Here is a 16090-nt window from a genome sequence, read left to right as displayed (position 1 = left end):
CGTACACTGTTAGGCGTGTGGCAGCGACCAAAGGCGGCCTCCGTCGTCGCCGGCAGCGGCGAGGGGAGGACGGAACTGACTGCGTTCGACCGGGCGCTGGCGGCCGCCGGCATCGCCAATCTCAACTTCCTGCGCGTGACCAGCATCCTCCCCGCCGGCACCGCCATCATTCCGGTCCCGACCTTTCCCCCGGGACTGCTCACCCCCGCCGTCTACGCGCGGATCACCAGCCATACCCCCGGGGAGCGGATCGCCGCCGCCGTGGGGGTGGGCCTCTCCGCAAATGACTACGGCGTGATCATGGAGTATAGCCACCGCGGCACCGCGGACAACGCCGAGGGAATCGTGCGCCGGATGGTGGAGGAAGCCATGGCGCTACGCGATCTGGCCGTGCGCGAGATCCGCGTCGCGGTCATCGAGCACGTGGTGGAGCGGATCGGCTGCGCCGTGGCCGCCGTGGTCTTCTGGCCGCAGGCCGACGGCCTCTGAGGCGCGGGGGACCCCCGATGCAGTGGATCGTCGACGTGGTCGGTGAGGGCTTCGGCCAGGCTTTGGCCGTCGAGGACATCCTCTACGACCATTACTCCCCGTTCCAGCACATCCAGGTGGCCACCTCCCCCCACTACGGCCGGATGCTCATCCTGGACGACGCCGTCCAGACGACCGAGCGGGACGAGCACATCTACCACGAGATGCTCGTCCACCTGCCGCTGGCCGCCCACTCCGATCCCCGGCGCGTCCTGATCATCGGCGGGGGGGACGGAGGGACGCTGGAGGAAGTTTTGAAGCACCCCGTCGAGACGGTGACGATGGTAGAGATCGACCGCGAGGTGGTCGAGGTCAGCCGCGCCTATCTCCCCTCCATCGGGGGACGGGCCTTCGACGAACCCCGCACCAGGCTGCTGATCGCCGACGGCATCGCCTTTGTCGAATCGACCAGCGAGAAATTTGACGCCATCCTGGTGGACTCCACCGATCCGAAGGGGCCGGGCCTCGCCCTGTTCTCCGCCGAGTTCTATCGCGCCTGCGCCGGTGCCCTGAACCCCTCGGGGGTCCTGGCGGTGCAGAGCGGGTCGCCGCTGTACCAGCGCGAGCTGGCAGACCAGGTCCGGCGGCATCTGGCGGCATCTTTTCCGGCCGTCCTCCCGTACTGGGCCGCCGTCCCGAGCTACCCGGGGACGCTGTGGAGTTTCACCCTGGCGCAGTCCACCCCGGGGGAGTTCCGACACCTGACCATCCCCGGCCTCCGGTACTACTCGCCGGCCGTCGCTCGGGCGGCGCTGAACTTCCCGCCCCTCCCGTGACGTTCCTGGGCACGCGGGCGCAGGCCCGGCCGAGAGTCGTCATCGTCGGCGCGCCCTACGACGCCACCTCCAGCTTCCGCTCCGGAAGCCGCCACGCCCCGGCGGCGATCCGCTGGGCGTCGCAGAGCATCGAGACCTACAGCCCGGTGTTGCGCGCCGACCTGGAAGAGGCCGGCGCCGCGGACGGAGGAGACCTGGATCTGGAGCGCCTCACGCCTGAGGAGGCGGTCGATCGCGTCGCGGACCGTGTCGCCGGACTGGGCGACACGCGGCCCTTCTTGATCGGGGGAGAACACACGATCACCCTCGGCGCGGTCCGGTCGCTGGCCGCGCGATATCCCGATCTGGCCGTGCTGCAGGTGGACGCCCATACGGATCTGCGGGATACCTACGAGGGGCGGCAGGTGTGCCACGCCACGGTGATGCGCCGGATTCTCGAGGTGCTGCGCCCGGATGCCGTGGCGGCCATCGGCATCCGGGCGGGAACGGCGGAGGAGTTCACAATGGCCGATTCGCTGCGGTGGTGCTCCCGGGAGCCGGCCATTCCCGCCGAGGTCTGGTCGTGGCTCGCCGGTCGGCACGTCTACGTCACCATCGACATCGACGCGATCGATCCCGCCGAGGCCCCAGGCACCGGCAATCCCGAACCTGAAGGCGTCAGCGCGAGGGACCTGCTGGGATTGGTTCGGCGGCTCGGGGACCTGCCCGTCGTGGGATGCGACCTCGTGGAGGTCTCCCCGCCCTACGACCCCTCCGGACGGACGGCGGTGCTGGCCGCCGTGCTGATCCGGGAGTGTCTCCTCGCTCTCGGCGTCCGCCGACCGGCCTGAAGACGTCCGCCCCCCGGCCGTCCGCCCCCCGGCGGAGCGGAGCGCCCCGTGGCGGGCCGGTCCGCGCCGGAACAAGGGCAGCGGAGCCCCGGGGGAGCGGCGGGACGGTCACCCCCGCTGTTCGCCGGGACAGTCGCAGGGGATGTGGCCGCACTTGGGACAACCTGCGGCGTAGCGCGAGACGGCGTCTTCAGCGTCCACCCCGCACAACCCCGCCAGACTGACCGTCCAGGCCAGGACGTCGGAAAACTCCTCCCGCAGCGCCTGAGGATCACCCTTCCGCAGGGCCTGAGCGAGTTCTCCGATCTCTTCGGCCAGCCAGCGGAAGGTGGCATCGGCACCGCGGGCGCGGTCGCGGGCCCCGTAGGTCGCCCGGATGATCTCCTGGAACTCGCGGAGATGCACGACAGGCTATGGAGTTCGGGCCGCCCGCAGCCAACCCTGCCCCGCTAGCGCGGCGGAGCGATCTGCGCCGCCATCGCCACAAGCGCCGCCACCGGCACATTCCCCAGCAGCGCGAAGTTCATGCCCTGCGACTGCCACAGGAGGACGCGAAAGTAACCGACGTCCAGAATCCTGCCCCGCCCCCCGCCAAGGGGGATCGCGCGGCCCACAGTGGGGAAGGCCATCCGGGCGGTGGGTGTCTGGAACAGGGTGACCACGCCGCCCACCCCGTCGGTATAGCTCAGCGCCACCGCGGCCAAGGCGCCGTGACGGGCCACGCGCCCGTCGCGAAAGGCAAACTGGAGGAGCCTGGAGGGAATGACCACGCCCTTTCCCGCCCGTGCCCGGAGGTCCTCGGCCGAGGCGACCGGATCGCCGGAGACGAAGATGTTGAGCACCTTCGCTCCGGCCGGCTGGCGAAAGCGGAACAGCGGAACCGGGAGGTTGATGCTGTAACTGATGCGGCTGAAGTAGCTGGTGTAGACGATCTCGCCGCTCGCGTCGCGCTCCTCAGCACGCAGGATCACGCCCGTGCCCTCATCGACCCACAGGCGGCGGTCGCTTCCGGTCGCTCCGGGCGCCAGCGCCAGCACCACCGTGTCGCGTCCGATCACCGCCTCCCGGCCCACCACCGCCACCCGGTAGCGCCGGAGGATCTCGTCGGCACGCTCCGGACGCGCCCGCCCCTGCACAAAGGACGGCCCCCGGATCACGAGATGCAGCGCGGGCTCGTACTGCCAGGCGCTCAGGCCGTCGTCGACGACGAGCCGGCCGCTCACCGATTCGGGCGACAGGAACTCCAGGCGGAGGCGCCCCAGCCGCTTGTACGCCTCCAGGATTGTTACCGTCTCGGCCCTCGCGCCCCGCACCGTGGAGATGATCTTCGTCCCCTCGTAGTCCACGATCGCCGGGGCGGCCAGCATCAGGCGCAGCACTTCGCGTGCCGGCGGCAGCGACGCCCGGTCCGGGAACGTCGGTTCCGCCGCCGCGGGCGGCGGCGGCGAGGCCGGAGCAGCGGCGGGCGACGGAGACCCCCACGCGGCGGTCAGGGACAGGACGAGCGCCAGGATCAGGGCCCCACGGGCCACGGGACGGCGCGGAGGTGTCACGGCCCTTCCTCGATGACGCGGCGTGCGCCGGCCAGCGCACGGTTGGCGTCGCCGATCAGCAGGCCCAGGTAGGCCGGATCGACGAAGGGATCGGCGGAGGAGAGCAGGGCGTGCTCGCGCAGGTACAGGTCCACGCCGATGTCCGCCGCCTGCAACCGATCACGCCGTCCCTTCACCACGGGGAACGCCGCCAGCAGGATGATCAGCGCCGCCGCGGCGATCGCCAGGGCCGGCCGGCGGACCGTCGAGCGCAGCGCCTCTCGCAGCGCTGGCCGCCAGCCGGACGGCGGCTCGCGCTCCATCCGCCGACGAAGTCCCTGCCAGACCTCCTCAGGCGGCGCGATCTCGGGGAGGCTGGCCAGCATGGCCTTGACCTGCCGCAATCCCCCCAGCTCCCCCCGGCAGGCTCCGCAGACCGTGAGATGGGCTTCCACCTCGCGGACGGCGTCGGGCTCCAGCTCGCCGTCGAGATACGCCGACAGCTGACGCGAAATCCTGGCGTGCGTCATCGCTGCTCCCCGCCGGGGCCGGCCTTGAGCATGAGGTGGGCGAGACGCCCCTGCAGGATCCGCCGGGCTCGGTGCAGCCGGGACTTCACCGTGCCGATCGGAATCCGCAGCGTTGCGCTGATCTCCTCATAGGACTGCCCCTCGATGTCGCTCAACACCACCACCATCCGAAGCTCGGGACCGAGCGCGACGAGCGCCCGCTGGATCTCGACGTCCAGGCGCCGGCCGAGGACCGCCTCCGCCGGATCGGACCTTTCGTCCGGGATCTCGCGCCTCACCTCGTCGCCCTTGGGCGTCCGCACCGGGACGTCGAGCGACTCGAGGCGCACCCTGGGACGCCGCCGGAGCAGGTCGATGTACAGGTTGGTGACGATCCGGTACAACCAGCTCTCCAGGTTCGCCTCCGGATCGATCCGGCGAAAGGCCCGCCAGACGCGGATGAATGCCTCCTGAGTGAGGTCGCTGGCGTCGGCCTCGTTGCCGGCCATCCGGTAGGCCAGCTGGTAGATCCGGCGGCCGTACCGCCGGAGCAGTGCCTCGAAGGCCTCGATCTCTCGAGCGGTACCGGCCGGCGGGGAGTCGGATGAGTCCACGGATGCTCCGTGCCAGCCCTCCGGCGCCCTCGCCTGGGCATACGAGCGCCGGCAGGCTGAAGTTCCCGATTCGACACCAGTCATCGTAGCACAACGCGCTGCCGCAGGCGGGCCAGGAGTTTCGGCCCGATTCCCTGGACCTCAAGCAGATCTTCCAGCCGGTGGAAGCGGCCGTTGCGGTCCCGGTGGGCGATGATCCGGCGCGCCAGCACCGGACCAATCCCGGGCAACCCCTCCAGTTCGGCGGCGGAGGCACGGTTCAGATCCACGGGCGGCAAGGCGGAGGCGGCGCCGTCCCGCGGAGCGCCCGCCGTCAGGAGCGACGATCCCGCCCCCCGATAGGGAACCGTCACCCGCTCGCCGTCCCGAAGCAGCCGGGCGCGGTTGATCCCCTCAGAGTCCGCGGCCGGAGAGAGGCCGCCGGCGGCCCGGACGGCGTCCTCCGTCCGCGACCCCGCCGGCAGGCGGTAGAGCCCCGGACGGACCACCGCGCCGTCCACCTGAACCACCACCTCGGCCGCCGGAGGCGCCTCGAAGATGCGCACGGCCGGAGCCGGTCGCTGAACAAAGACGAGGACGGCGATGCCCGCGATCACCGCTCCGGAGGAGACGAGAACCAGCAGCTGCTCCGCTCGGGTCCACCGCACCGGTCCCCCGCCCTCCACCCTGCCTGATCGCGCGGCCATAGGCACGAGAGTGCCGGGCCCACTGTACCACGTGTGGTCTCGCCTCCTGGACCCCCCAGATGGGCCGACTGCTCGCTCGGCCCGACCGGGCCTGGCCGGCGGTCGGAGGCTTTGGACGCCGCAGCCGACCGGGCAAGGAGCATCACGCGCCGTGGCGAATCCACCACCGCGCGGGAGAGGGAGCGCCATGGAGGTCCACCTGCACCGCCGCTCGGAGACTGGCGTGGAGATCCTGGACGTCCAGGGGGAGCTCGACATCTACACCTCGCCCCGGCTGCGCGCGGCCCTCCAGGAGGCGATGGCCGACGGGCGCGTTCGGCTCGTGGTCAACCTCCTGCAGACCACCTACCTCGACAGCACCGCCCTCTCCGTCCTGACCTCGGCCTTCAAGCAGGCGAAAGACGCCGGAGGGACGGTGGCCCTGGTCTACAACCAGCCGCAGATCGAGAAGATCTTCACCATCACCGGACTGCACGAAGTCTTCCCGGTCTTCGCCTCCGAATCGGAAGCCGTGCAGGCGGCGCGCGCCTGGCCCGGACAGGAACCGCGGTAGATCAGGTCTCGATCACGCGCCCGAGTCCCCACGGGTGACGAAGTTGACGACCCGGCCGGGGACGACGATCACGTCGGCGATCTCCCGCCCTCGGAGGGCCGCCCGGACACGCGGCCGCCGGCCGGCATGCTCGACGAGCGCATTCCGATCGTGGACCTGCGCGACGGTCAGGCGATCGCGCACCCGGTCGTCCACCTGAATGACGATGGTGGCTTCCCTTTCGTCGCCGGGAGCCGTCCCGCCCTCGGGCCAGGAGGTCCGATGCACGCTTCCGGTCTGCCCCAGCATGGCCCAGGCTTCTTCGGCCAGAAACGGCGCGACGGGGGCGATAAGCCTCGTCAGGTCCACCATGGTCTGCCGCCACGCGGGCGATCCGCGACAGGCACCCTCCAAGGCTTCAAGATCGTTGAGCACGGTCATCAGTTCGGCGACCAGGACGTTGCAGCGGAATGCCTCGATCAGTTCACCCAGCTTCCGGCCGGCGCGCCGCAGACGCCTGACTGCGGCCTGGGCCTGAGGGGGATCCTCGGACCGCGGCTCGGCGCGTGCCGCACGGCCGACCAGCCTGTGCAGACGCCGCAGGAAGCGGGCCGCCCCGACCGCCGCCTCCGGGTCCCAGGTCACGTCCTGATCGAAGGGACCGATGAACATCACGGCCAGGCGCAGGGCGTCGGCCCCGTAGACGGCGGCCACCTCGTCCGGAGTGACCACGTTCCCGCGCGACTTGCTCATCCGCGCCCCGTCCACGGGCGAGAGCACGCTGCCCTGGCTGCGCAGCCGGACAAACGGTTCGTCGAACGCCAGCATCCCCGCATCATAGAGGACCTTGGTGAAGAAGCGCGCGTAGAGGAGGTGCATGACGGCGTGCTCCGCCCCGCCGACGTACCAGTCCACGGGCAGCCAGTAGGCGACCGCGTCGGGATTCCACGGACCGTGCGGCCAGCGGGGATCGGCGAAGCGCAGAAAGTACCAGTTGGAGTCGGCAAACCCGTCCAGGGTGTCGGTCTCCCGCTCGGCCGGGCCGCCGCAGCGCGGGCATACGGTCCGGACGAACTCGGGGATCGCGTCCAGCGGTGAGCGCCCCGTTCCCGCAGCGACGTAATGTGCCACCTCGGGGAGCCGGACCGGCAGCTGGTCGTCGGGAACCGGCACGGTCCCGCAGTGCGCGCAGTACACGATGGTGATGGGAGCGCCCCAGTAGCGCTGGCGGCTGATCAGCCAGTCCCGCATGCGGTAGCGCACTGCCGGACCGCCGGCGCCAGCCCGGGCCAAGTCGGCCAGCACCGCCTCGGCGGTCGCCGTCCCATCCACCGGGAGAACCGGCAGGGCATGCCGCCGGGCGAAGGCGGCATCGCGCGCATCGGCCGCCGGGACGCCCATCACGGCCCCCTCCCCGTACTGCGCCAGCACGTAATCCGCCACATAGACCGGCAGGGGCCGGCCGGTCAACGGATGCGCGGCGTAGGCGCCGGTGAAGACTCCCCGGACAGAGGCGCCTGCCTGACGCTCGATCTCCGTGCGGCGCAGCGCTTCCGAGACGAATCGCGCGACCTCCTCGCGCCGATCCGCGGCGCTCAAGGCCGTCGCCTGCGGATGCTCCGGAGCCAGCGCGATGAACGCGGCGCCCGACAGCGTCTGTGGCCGCGTCGTGAAGACGGTGATCGCCCCCGGTTCGCCCCGAATTCCAAAGCGAATCTCCGCCCCCTCCGACCGGCCGATCCAGTTGCGCTGCATGGTCTTGATGTGTTCGGGCCAGTCCAGCCGGTCCAGATCGCGCAGCAGCCGCTCGGCATAGGCGGTGGTGCGCACGTACCACTGCTCGAGGGCCCGCCGTTCCACCGGCGTATCCCCGTGACGCCAGCACCGCCCCTGGACGACCTGCTCGTTGGCCAGGATGGTCCGGCAGGCGGGACACCACCACTGCCAACCCGTCGCCCGGTAGGCCAGCCCGCGGCGGTACAGTAGGAGGAACCCCCACTGGGTCCAGCGGTAGAACGCCGGATCGCTGGTGATGAGCTCACGCGTCCAGTCGTAGGAGCAGCCCAGCCGGGTCAGCTGCCGGCGGTAGTTGGCGGCGTAGCGGGCGGTGGTCTCCCGGGGATGGCGGCCGCGCAGCAGGGCCTCGTTCTCGGCCGGCAGCCCGAAGGCGTCCCAGCCCATGGGGTGCAGGACGGCGTACCCGCGCATCCGGAAGTAACGGGCCAGCACGTCGGTGGGGACGTAGTTTCTGGCGTGACCGACGGAGAGACCTTCCCCGGAAGGGTAGGGGAAGAAATCGAGGATGTACGCCTTCGGCCGCGCCGACGGGTCGGGGGTGCGGTCCAGCGCCTGCGCCTCCCAGAGGCGCCGCCAGCGCGCTTCGACGGCGGCGAAGTCGTACGGTGTCGCCCCTACCCGCCGCCGGCGAGTTCCAACGGCATCACCTCGCGGGCCTGATTCCCGTTCACCGCGTCACGACGTTGACCAGCCGTCCCGGGACCACGACGACCGCCGCCGCCTCCTTGCCGTCGAGGAACTTGCGCACCCGTTCGTTCCGCAGCGCCAGTTCCCGGGCCTCGGCCTCGTTCAGATCCGCGGGGACCCGGACGCGGTCCCGGACCCTGCCATTCACCTGCAGCACCAGGGTGACCGTCTCCGCGCGGGCCAGCGCCGCGTCGAAGGCCGGCCACCGCTGCTGGTGCACGCTGTAGGACTCGCCCAGATGCGCCCACAGCTCCTCGCTCAGGTGGGGGGCGATGGGGGCCAGCAACAACACCAGCGTGCGGACCGCCTCCCGCCAGGCCGGGGTGCCCTCCAGTATCCTCTTCACCCGCCCCAGCTCGTTCACGAACTCCATCAGCGCCGCGATGGCGGTGTTGAAGCGGAACCCTTCCAGATCCTCCGTGACCTTTTTGATGGTCTTGTGGGTCCAGTGGCGCAGCTCGCGCACGGCCTCCGCGGAGGGCCTGCGGGGCGCCGCCGGCCCCGATCCCCGCCCTGCGTCCCCTCCGGAGGAGGAAGCATCGCCGTACCCCACGACCGCCATGACGCGCTGCAGGAACCGCTGGGCGCCTTCGATCCCCCGGCTGTTCCAGGGACCGCCGCCTTCCCAGGGACCGATGAACATCAGGTAGGTGCGCACGACGTCGGCGCCCATGGTGCGCACGTAGTCGTCGGGGTTCACCACGTTGCCCCGCGACTTGCTCATCTTCTCTCCGTCTTCGCCCAGGATAACGCCCTGGTTGAACAGGCGCAGCATCGGCTCGCTGAAGGAGACCAGTCCCAGGTCCCGCATCACCTTTGTCCAGAAGCGGGTGTACAGCAGGTGCATGACGGCGTGTTCCACGCCGCCGGTGTACTGGTCCACGGGCAACCAGTAGGCCCCGCGGACCGGGTCGAAGGGACGGCCGGCCTCGTGGGGGCTGACGTACCGGTACTGGTACCAGGAGGAGTCGATGAAGGTGTCCATGGTGTCCGTCTCGCGCTCGGCCGGACCGCCGCAGGTCGGACACCGCACCCTCCGGAAGCCCTCGTGGCGTTTCAGAGGCGATTCGCCGGTGGGCAGGAATTCGGCGTCCATGGGCAGGGTCACGGGAAGGTCCTTGTCGGGCACCGGCACCGTCCCGCACTGCGGGCAGTAGATGATCGGGATGGGCGTCCCCCAGTAGCGCTGCCGGCTGATCAGCCAGTCGTGCAGCCGGTAGTGGACCGTTCTCTTGCCGATGCCGTGCTGCTCCATATAGTCGGCGACGGCTTCCCAGCCCCTCGCGGAGGACAGGCCGCTGAAGGGACCCGAATTCACCATCGTCCCTTCGCCCAGATACGCCTCGCGCAGCGGGCTCCCGTCCCAGCCCGGCGGGGCGACGACGACGGGAATGGGCAGGCCGTAGCGGCGGGCGAAGGCGAAGTCCCGGGCGTCGTGGGCCGGCACGCCCTGGATCGCCCCCGTCCCGTAGGTCAGCAGGACGTAATCGGCGATGAAGATCGGCACCTTCTCCTGGTTCATGGGGTTCACCGCGTAGGCTCCGATGAACACCCCGTCCCGCTCCTTCTCCGTGGACAGCCGCTCGATGTCGGAGGTGCGCGCCGCCTTGAACTTGTAGGCCTCGACCTCCGCCTTGCATTCCGGCGTGGTCAGGCGATCCACCAGCGGATGCTCGGGGGCCAGGACCGCAAAGGTCATGCCGTACACCGTATCCGGCCGTGTCGTGAACACCCGGAAGCCGGCGTCGGGGTGACCCGCGACCTTCAGCTCGAACTCCACCCCGGGGCTGCGGCCGATCCAGTTCTCCTGCAGCACCCGCACCCGCTCCGGCCACTCGATGCCGGAGAAGTTCAGCAACTCCTCGGCGTAGGCCGTGATCCGCAGGAACCACTGCTCCAGGTTCTTCTTCACCACCGGCGTGCCGCAGCGCTCGCAGACGCGCTCTTCTCCGACCACCTGCTCCCGGGCCAGCGTCGTGTTGTCGCGGGGGCACCAGTCCACGGGCGCCAAAGCGCGATAGGCCAGGCCGCGTTCGTACATCCGCAGGAAGAACCACTGGTTCCACTTGTAGTACTCGGGGTCGCAGGTGACGATTTCGCGGTCCCAGTCCCACATCGCCCCCATGGAGCGCAGCTGGCGGCGCATGCGCTGGATGTTCTCCATCGTCCAGGTGTACGGGTGGATCCCGTGCTGGATCGCGGCGTTCTCCGCAGGCAGCCCGAAGGCGTCGAAGCCGATGGGGAACATCACGTTGTAGCCCTGCATGCGCCGGAAGCGCGCCGCAGCGTCCGAGGGTGCCATGGCATACCAGTGCCCGATGTGCAGGTCTCCCGACGGATAGGGGTACATCGTCAGGAAGTACCACTTGGGCCGGGGATCGAAATCGGGGGCGTGGTACAGCCGGTCCGCCTCCCACCGGGCCTGCCACTTGGCCTCGATTGCGGTGGCGTCGTAACGCATGACCCTGGCCACCTCCCCTACGCCCTCACGTCCTCTTCCGCCCTCGCCTCGACTCCCGGGCGCCCCGGTGTTTCGGCACCGGCGCGGACATAGGTCAGCCAGCCGTGCCGGTCCGGCACGGCGCCCGAGATGAGGCCGAAGAACTGCTCCTGCAGCCGCACCGTCAGCGGGCCGCGGCGGCCGCTGCCGACGGGAATCCGGTCCACGGAGCGGACCGGGGTGATCTCCGCCGCCGTCCCCGTGAAGAACAGCTCGTCGGCGGTGTACAGGGCCTCGCGGAGGAGCGGTTCCTCCCGTACCGGGACCCCCAGATCCCGCAGCATCGTCACCACCACGGTGCGCGTCACGCCGGGGAGGACGCTTGCCGACAGCGGGGGCGTGTACACCACTCCCTCCCGCACCAGGAAGATGTTCTCGCCGCTGCCCTCGCTGACGAACCCCTGGGCGTCCAGGGCGATGCCTTCGGTGAACCCGTGATCGGCGGCCTCCATCGCGATCAGTTGCGACGTCACATACTGGCCGCCGATCTTCGCCATGGGGACGGCGGTGTCCGGCGCGGCCCGCCGCCAGGAACTGACCATCACATCGACCCCCTGCTCCAGGGCCTCCTGGCCCAGGTACCGTCCCCACTCGAAGGTGATGATCGCCACCTCCACCGAGGCCTTCCGCGGGTCCAGGCCGAAGGTCCCCGTCCCGCGAAAGACGATGGGGCGGATATAGCAGCTCTCATGGCCGTTGACGCGCACCGTGGTCAGGATCGCGTCGGTGAGCTCCGCCGCGCTGTAGGGCAGCGTCATGCGGAAAATCCGGCAGGAATCCACCAGCCGGCGCACGTGCTGGGCCAGGCAGAACACCGCCGGTCCCCGGGGGGTGGCGTAGGCGCGGATCCCTTCAAAGACGGAACTGCCGTAATGCAGCGCGTGGACCGTAACCGGCACGCGCGCCTCCTCCGCGGCGACCAGCGCCCCGTTGAACCAGATCGATGCGGCCATCGTCATCCCTCCAAAGTAGAAACGCCGCCTCGTCCCGTGGGACGAAGGCGGCCTCCGCGGTACCACCCACGATTGACAGCGTCTCTGGTGGAGCTGGAGGGAATTGAACCCTCGACCTCCCGCACGCCAAGCGGGCGCTCTCCCTCTGAGCTACAGCCCCGGCAACGCTATCCGCTCACCTCACGTATCGGGTGAGCCCCGGCGACCCTGCGCGCAGGCGGGTCAACGCCCGTGCGGTCGGGTCCGCTGCTCCCGGACGAGTTCGGCTGGCTCCTGGCACCGGTCGTTCCACCCGTTCCACCGGCTCGCTTGGGCCCGAGCGCCGGCCTACTGCTTCCGGTCATCGCGTTACGCCCTGCCATTATAACGACGCCGTGCATTCGGCGTCAATCGAGGGCGAGGGCGCCCCCACGCCGAAGACGCAGCGGAGGCAGGCCTTGCCCTGTGACCTGCCGGCCCGCACATTGGCCCCCACAGGCCCCACCACTTGGTTCTGAACCGAGTTGGGCGTGGAGCCTACCAAACAGTCCGGCGGGGGCATAGTCTTCAGACGGCGGCGTGCCATCATGATTGGCGATGCGCAGCGAAGCCGCACCGCTCGGGACCGCGGCGGTGGATACCGCCTCAACAGCCGTCAGTGTCGTGTCGCTGTCGGGAGCCCGCCGCCTCACCAACCGGGAACTGGTGGCGCGGGTCAAGGGGCTTGCCGCCGATGAGCGCCGGGCCACGGCCATCCTGATTGCCCATCTGGCCGTGCTGGACGAACGGCAGCTGTACCTCGAGGAAGGCGCCTCATCGCTCTTCGCCTACCTTACCCAGTTCCTCCACCTGTCCGAGCATGCGGCGTACGGCCGGATTCAGGCCGCGCGTGCGGCCCGGCGCTATCCCCTCGTCCTGGATCTTCTGGCCGACGGCTCGGTCACCCTCACCGCTGTCACGCTGTTGGCGCCGGAGTTGACGCCGGACAACCACCGTGACCTGCTGGCCGCCGTCACCCACAAGTCCAGGCGGCAGGTCGAGGAGATCATCGCCCGGCTCCGGCCTCGTCCGCCGGCACGCTCGCTGATCCGCCGGCTCCCCGCCCCGTCGCCCGCCGCCGCAACCACGTCCGGGCCGATCCTGGATACATCCGGGCCGGAACCTGCCCCCGGCCCGGACGCCGCCGGCCCATCGCCGGTATCGTCGGAGGATCGCATCCGGCACGTCTCACCCCCCGCGCCGTCGCCGACCACGCCGCCTGCTTCTCGGCGCGCGGCCATCACCCCACTGGCGGAACAGTTCTACCGGGTCCAGTTCACGGCCAGCCCCGACACCCACGCCAAACTCCGCGCCGCGCAGGACCTGCTACGCCACCAGATTCCCGACGGCGACGTCGGGAAGATCGTCGATCGAGCGCTGACGGCGTTGCTGAACGAACTGATGAAGCGGAAGCTCGGGGCCGCCGACCGCGCGCCCCCCCGGCCGGGCACGGCCCGCACGGCGCCCTCCTTGGAACCGTCGTCGAAGGCCCCTCCCGGCGGGTCTCCACTGCGGGAGCCCCGGCCCGGCTCGCGCGACATTCCGCCCGGCTCGCGCTACATCCCGCCGGACGTCAGAAGGGCGGTGTGGCTCCGCGACGAGGGACGGTGCACCTTCACAAGCGGCGACGGCCATCGGTGCACGGAGCGCGGCTTCCTCGAGTTCCACCACATCGTTCCGTTCAGCGCCGGTGGGAGGGCGACGGTCGACAACCTCCAGCTGCGCTGCCGGGCGCACAACCGGTACGAGGCGGAGGTCCGGGCCGGCCTGCGGGGACCGCCGCCGTAGGCCGCGTGCGGGGAGAGCGCGCCCGTCTTCGTGTATACAGCCCCTGCCGGATTGGCAGGCCCTTCCGGGCGACTAGGATAAAGGCAAGGGGGGATGGCCATGGGGATGAAGGGCGCCGACCGCTGTCCGGCCTGCAAGAGCACCCACATCGACTATCAGGGACGCGACGAAACAGGCGCGCAGAAGTGGAAGTGCCGGAACTGCGGCAACCGTTTCACCTTCAAGCCTGAGGAGAAGGCCGCCTAGCGGACGACTGTCGTCACAGCGGTCGCTGGAAGTACAGGAAGACCCGCTCCGTCTTCGCCCCGATCGCGCGGGCCAGGCGTATCGCGCCTGAGTCCGTCCCCCAGTAGGTGGTGACGGCCGGAACGCGTCTGGCACGGAAGAACTGCAGGGCCTCCGCGGCCAGCGCCCGGCCGAGCCCTTTGCCCCGGTGGGTCTGACGCACACCGACGAGCCACCGCCCGGCACCGTCTCGTACCTGCGCAATCAGAAACCCCACCGGAAACGTGTCGCGCTCCGCCAGGAGGATACGGACATCGGGTAGGGTCCACAGCGCCTTGAGATCGCTGGCCCGGACCGGCCCCACGGTCTCCTCGTGCAGTTGCGAAAGGGCCTGCTCGTCGGAGGGCCGAGCCCGGCGGATGCGGTAGCCGCGGGGGCCCTCCCCGGGTGACCGGTCCTCGTCGTGCGCCGGTCCGCCGGCCGGCGGCCGGCCGGTCGCGGTCGGGGCCCCCGCGGCCGGCCGGCCGCCGACGGCCACAACCAGCGCGTCGGCGAAAACAAATCCGAAGGTGCGGGCCATGGCCAGCACAACGGCGTTGGTCTCCGCCCCGCGGATCGACAGGACCTCCTGCCGCGCCTGCTGGAAGCGACGGGTGAGCCACTCGTGGAGTTGAGGGAGGAGATCATCCCGCTCTCCGCGATCGACGTCCAGGATCACCTCCTCCGCCAGCAGCCGTCTCCCCGAGCGCCCGATGACGATCAGGCCGACGACCTTCCGATTCACCTCGACCAGGGTGAGCGACTTCTCCGACTGGACCCACCAGAAGTCCCGGGGCGTGGCCGGACCGTACCGATCGAAGCAGGCCGAGTACCCGCCTTCGTAGTGGCGGTCGTAGAGGGCCACGAGGGTGTCAACATCGCCCGGCTCGCTCGTACGGAAGGTCAGCTTCGCCATGATCGCCTTCCCCGGTCCCGCCGGCTCCGCCGTCCCCGCACCGCCACGTTCGGCGCCGCCCCACCGCCGGCGCCCCGCACGTCGCCCGCTCCACCCGCGGCTAGCGCTCGACGATCGGCGAGTCGGCCCACAACCGCTCCAGGTTGTACAGCCGCCGGGCCTCCGGGCCGAAGATGTGCACGACGACCGGGCCGAAGTCCAGGAGAATCCACCGCGCGCGGGCGTGTCCTTCGCGTCCGAGGAGGATCGCCCCCGCCTCGGCGAGTGCCTCCTCCACGGCCTCGGTCACGGCGCGGAGCTGCACCGTGGTCTCGGCCGACCCGATCACGAAGTAGTCGGCCACCAACGTATGCGCCCGCAGATCCAGGATCACCACGTCCGAGGCCTTCTTGGCGTCCATCGCCGCAGCGGCGGCCAGGGCCAGCTGCCGCGCCGCCTTCATGGTCGCCGCACTCCCGCCGCGCCGCCGTCCCGACAGGCCCCGACCCGTCCGACCGACCGGCACCGCGACGCCCTCACGGTAACGGCGTCCCAGGGCGCCGGTACAGCCCGTGCTCGGCAATGTACGCGGCGACCGCATCGGGCACCAGATAGCGAATAGGGCGACCTGCGGCGACACGGGCCCGGATATCGGTGGAGGAGATGGCCAGGGCCGGGATCTCCATGACGTGCAGGTTCTCCAGCACCCGTCCCGTCACATTGTACCGGCGCAGGTCGTCCACGCCGATGGGAAAGCCGGGCCGGCTGGCGGCGATGAACTGGCACAGCTCCAGCAGTTCGGCCGCGCGCTGCCACTCCCCGCGGACGATCTGGAGGATGGCATCCGCGCCGGTGATGTAGAACAGGTCCCCCGCGGCATACTCCCTGCGCAGGGCGAGCAGCGTGTCGATGGTGTAGGAGGGACCCGGCCGGTCGATTTCGATCCGCGAGACGGAGAACCGCGGGTTGCTCTGCACGGCCAGCTGGGTCATCCGAAACCGGTGCTCGGGATCGGTGACGTGATCCAGCGACTTGTGGGGCGGATAGCGGTTTGGCACGAAGTACACGTGATCCAGAGCGAACTGGAAGCGGGCTTCCTCGGCCGTGACCAGATGGCCGTAGTGGATCGGGTCGAACGTCCCGCCCATGATGCCGATGCGCGCCACGACAAAACCTGCCGT

Annotated in this window: 17 protein-coding genes and 1 tRNA gene; 6 read left to right on the top strand and 12 right to left on the bottom strand. The window is 70.4% G+C overall.

What is annotated here, in order from left to right; genetic code table 11:
- Window positions 1-15 precede the first annotated feature (15 nt).
- Genes QN141_06680 through speB form a run of 3 tightly spaced genes read left to right on the top strand, consistent with a single transcriptional unit; the run spans window position 16 to window position 2134 of the window.
- Window positions 16-489, top strand: a complete 474-nt coding sequence (locus QN141_06680) for an arginine decarboxylase, pyruvoyl-dependent (GenBank protein MDR7558155.1) — start codon at window positions 16-18, stop codon at window positions 487-489.
- 17 nt (window positions 490-506) lie between these two features.
- Window positions 507-1304: a polyamine aminopropyltransferase gene (gene speE / locus QN141_06675; protein MDR7558154.1), complete on the top strand. Its 798-nt coding sequence runs from the start codon at window positions 507-509 to the stop codon at window positions 1302-1304.
- Complete coding sequence (gene speB / locus QN141_06670) at window positions 1301-2134, top strand: agmatinase (GenBank protein MDR7558153.1); 834 nt, start codon at window positions 1301-1303, stop codon at window positions 2132-2134. Before speE ends, speB begins: the two co-directional genes overlap by 4 nt.
- Before the next feature lie 108 nt (window positions 2135-2242).
- Here speB and QN141_06665 read toward each other — a convergent pair whose 3' ends face one another.
- From QN141_06665 to QN141_06645, 5 genes are all read right to left on the bottom strand, one after another.
- Complete coding sequence (locus QN141_06665) at window positions 2243-2539, bottom strand: MazG nucleotide pyrophosphohydrolase domain-containing protein (GenBank protein ID MDR7558152.1); 297 nt, start codon at window positions 2537-2539, stop codon at window positions 2243-2245.
- 44 nt (window positions 2540-2583) lie between these two features.
- Window positions 2584-3687, bottom strand: a complete 1104-nt coding sequence (locus QN141_06660) for a sigma-E factor regulatory protein RseB domain-containing protein (GenBank protein MDR7558151.1) — start codon at window positions 3685-3687, stop codon at window positions 2584-2586.
- Window positions 3684-4196 (bottom strand): zf-HC2 domain-containing protein, encoded by a 513-nt coding sequence (locus QN141_06655; GenBank protein ID MDR7558150.1) that lies wholly within the window; start codon window positions 4194-4196, stop codon window positions 3684-3686. The genes QN141_06660 and QN141_06655 overlap by 4 nt, the downstream gene beginning before the upstream one ends.
- Window positions 4193-4789: a sigma-70 family RNA polymerase sigma factor gene (locus QN141_06650; protein MDR7558149.1), complete on the bottom strand. Its 597-nt coding sequence runs from the start codon at window positions 4787-4789 to the stop codon at window positions 4193-4195. Before QN141_06650 ends, QN141_06655 begins: the two co-directional genes overlap by 4 nt.
- An 80-nt stretch (window positions 4790-4869) precedes the next feature.
- Complete coding sequence (locus QN141_06645; protein ID MDR7558148.1) at window positions 4870-5436, bottom strand: ComEA family DNA-binding protein; 567 nt, start codon at window positions 5434-5436, stop codon at window positions 4870-4872.
- Window positions 5437-5662: 226 nt separating this feature from the next.
- Between QN141_06645 and QN141_06640 the strand changes: the two genes are divergently transcribed.
- Window positions 5663-6028, top strand: a complete 366-nt coding sequence (locus QN141_06640) for an STAS domain-containing protein (protein MDR7558147.1) — start codon at window positions 5663-5665, stop codon at window positions 6026-6028.
- 12 nt (window positions 6029-6040) lie between these two features.
- Here the strand turns inward: QN141_06640 and QN141_06635 are convergent, their stop codons facing one another.
- The 4 genes from QN141_06635 to QN141_06620 form a co-directional block, all read right to left on the bottom strand.
- Entirely contained in the window at window positions 6041-8311 is a 2271-nt protein-coding gene (locus tag QN141_06635) for a class I tRNA ligase family protein (GenBank protein ID MDR7558146.1), read from the bottom strand.
- Window positions 8312-8471: 160 nt separating this feature from the next.
- Window positions 8472-10952 carry a leucine--tRNA ligase gene (leuS, locus tag QN141_06630; protein ID MDR7558145.1) on the bottom strand — a complete coding sequence of 827 codons (2481 nt, stop codon included), beginning with the start codon at window positions 10950-10952 and terminating at the stop codon, window positions 8472-8474.
- A gap of 17 nt (window positions 10953-10969) precedes the next feature.
- A complete protein-coding gene (locus tag QN141_06625; protein MDR7558144.1) occupies window positions 10970-11950 on the bottom strand; it encodes a branched-chain amino acid transaminase in 981 nt (326 codons plus the stop codon).
- A gap of 79 nt (window positions 11951-12029) precedes the next feature.
- Window positions 12030-12104 (bottom strand) — tRNA-Ala (locus QN141_06620).
- 416 nt (window positions 12105-12520) lie between these two features.
- Between QN141_06620 and QN141_06615 the strand changes: the two genes are divergently transcribed.
- Both QN141_06615 and QN141_06610 read left to right on the top strand, forming a co-directional pair.
- A complete protein-coding gene (locus QN141_06615; GenBank protein ID MDR7558143.1) occupies window positions 12521-13750 on the top strand; it encodes an HNH endonuclease signature motif containing protein in 1230 nt (409 codons plus the stop codon).
- A 93-nt stretch (window positions 13751-13843) separates the two neighbouring features.
- Window positions 13844-13996, top strand: a complete 153-nt coding sequence (locus QN141_06610; protein MDR7558142.1) for a hypothetical protein — start codon at window positions 13844-13846, stop codon at window positions 13994-13996.
- 13 nt (window positions 13997-14009) lie between these two features.
- Here QN141_06610 and QN141_06605 read toward each other — a convergent pair whose 3' ends face one another.
- The 3 genes from QN141_06605 to nadD form a co-directional block, all read right to left on the bottom strand.
- Window positions 14010-14930 (bottom strand): GNAT family N-acetyltransferase, encoded by a 921-nt coding sequence (locus tag QN141_06605; protein ID MDR7558141.1) that lies wholly within the window; start codon window positions 14928-14930, stop codon window positions 14010-14012.
- A 100-nt stretch (window positions 14931-15030) separates the two neighbouring features.
- Window positions 15031-15435, bottom strand: coding sequence for a ribosome silencing factor (rsfS, locus tag QN141_06600; GenBank protein MDR7558140.1), 405 nt, complete (start codon window positions 15433-15435; stop codon window positions 15031-15033).
- 10 nt (window positions 15436-15445) lie between these two features.
- The gene (nadD, locus tag QN141_06595; protein ID MDR7558139.1) at window positions 15446-16075 is read right to left on the bottom strand and encodes a nicotinate-nucleotide adenylyltransferase; all 630 of its coding nucleotides are present in this window, start codon (window positions 16073-16075) and stop codon (window positions 15446-15448) included.
- Window positions 16076-16090: the final 15 nt, after the last annotated feature.

This window comes from Armatimonadota bacterium (assembly GCA_031459765.1).
In the GTDB taxonomy this organism is placed as follows: domain Bacteria; phylum Sysuimicrobiota; class Sysuimicrobiia; order Sysuimicrobiales; family Kaftiobacteriaceae; genus Kaftiobacterium; species Kaftiobacterium secundum.
This window is presented reverse-complemented; position numbering and strand designations above follow the sequence as displayed.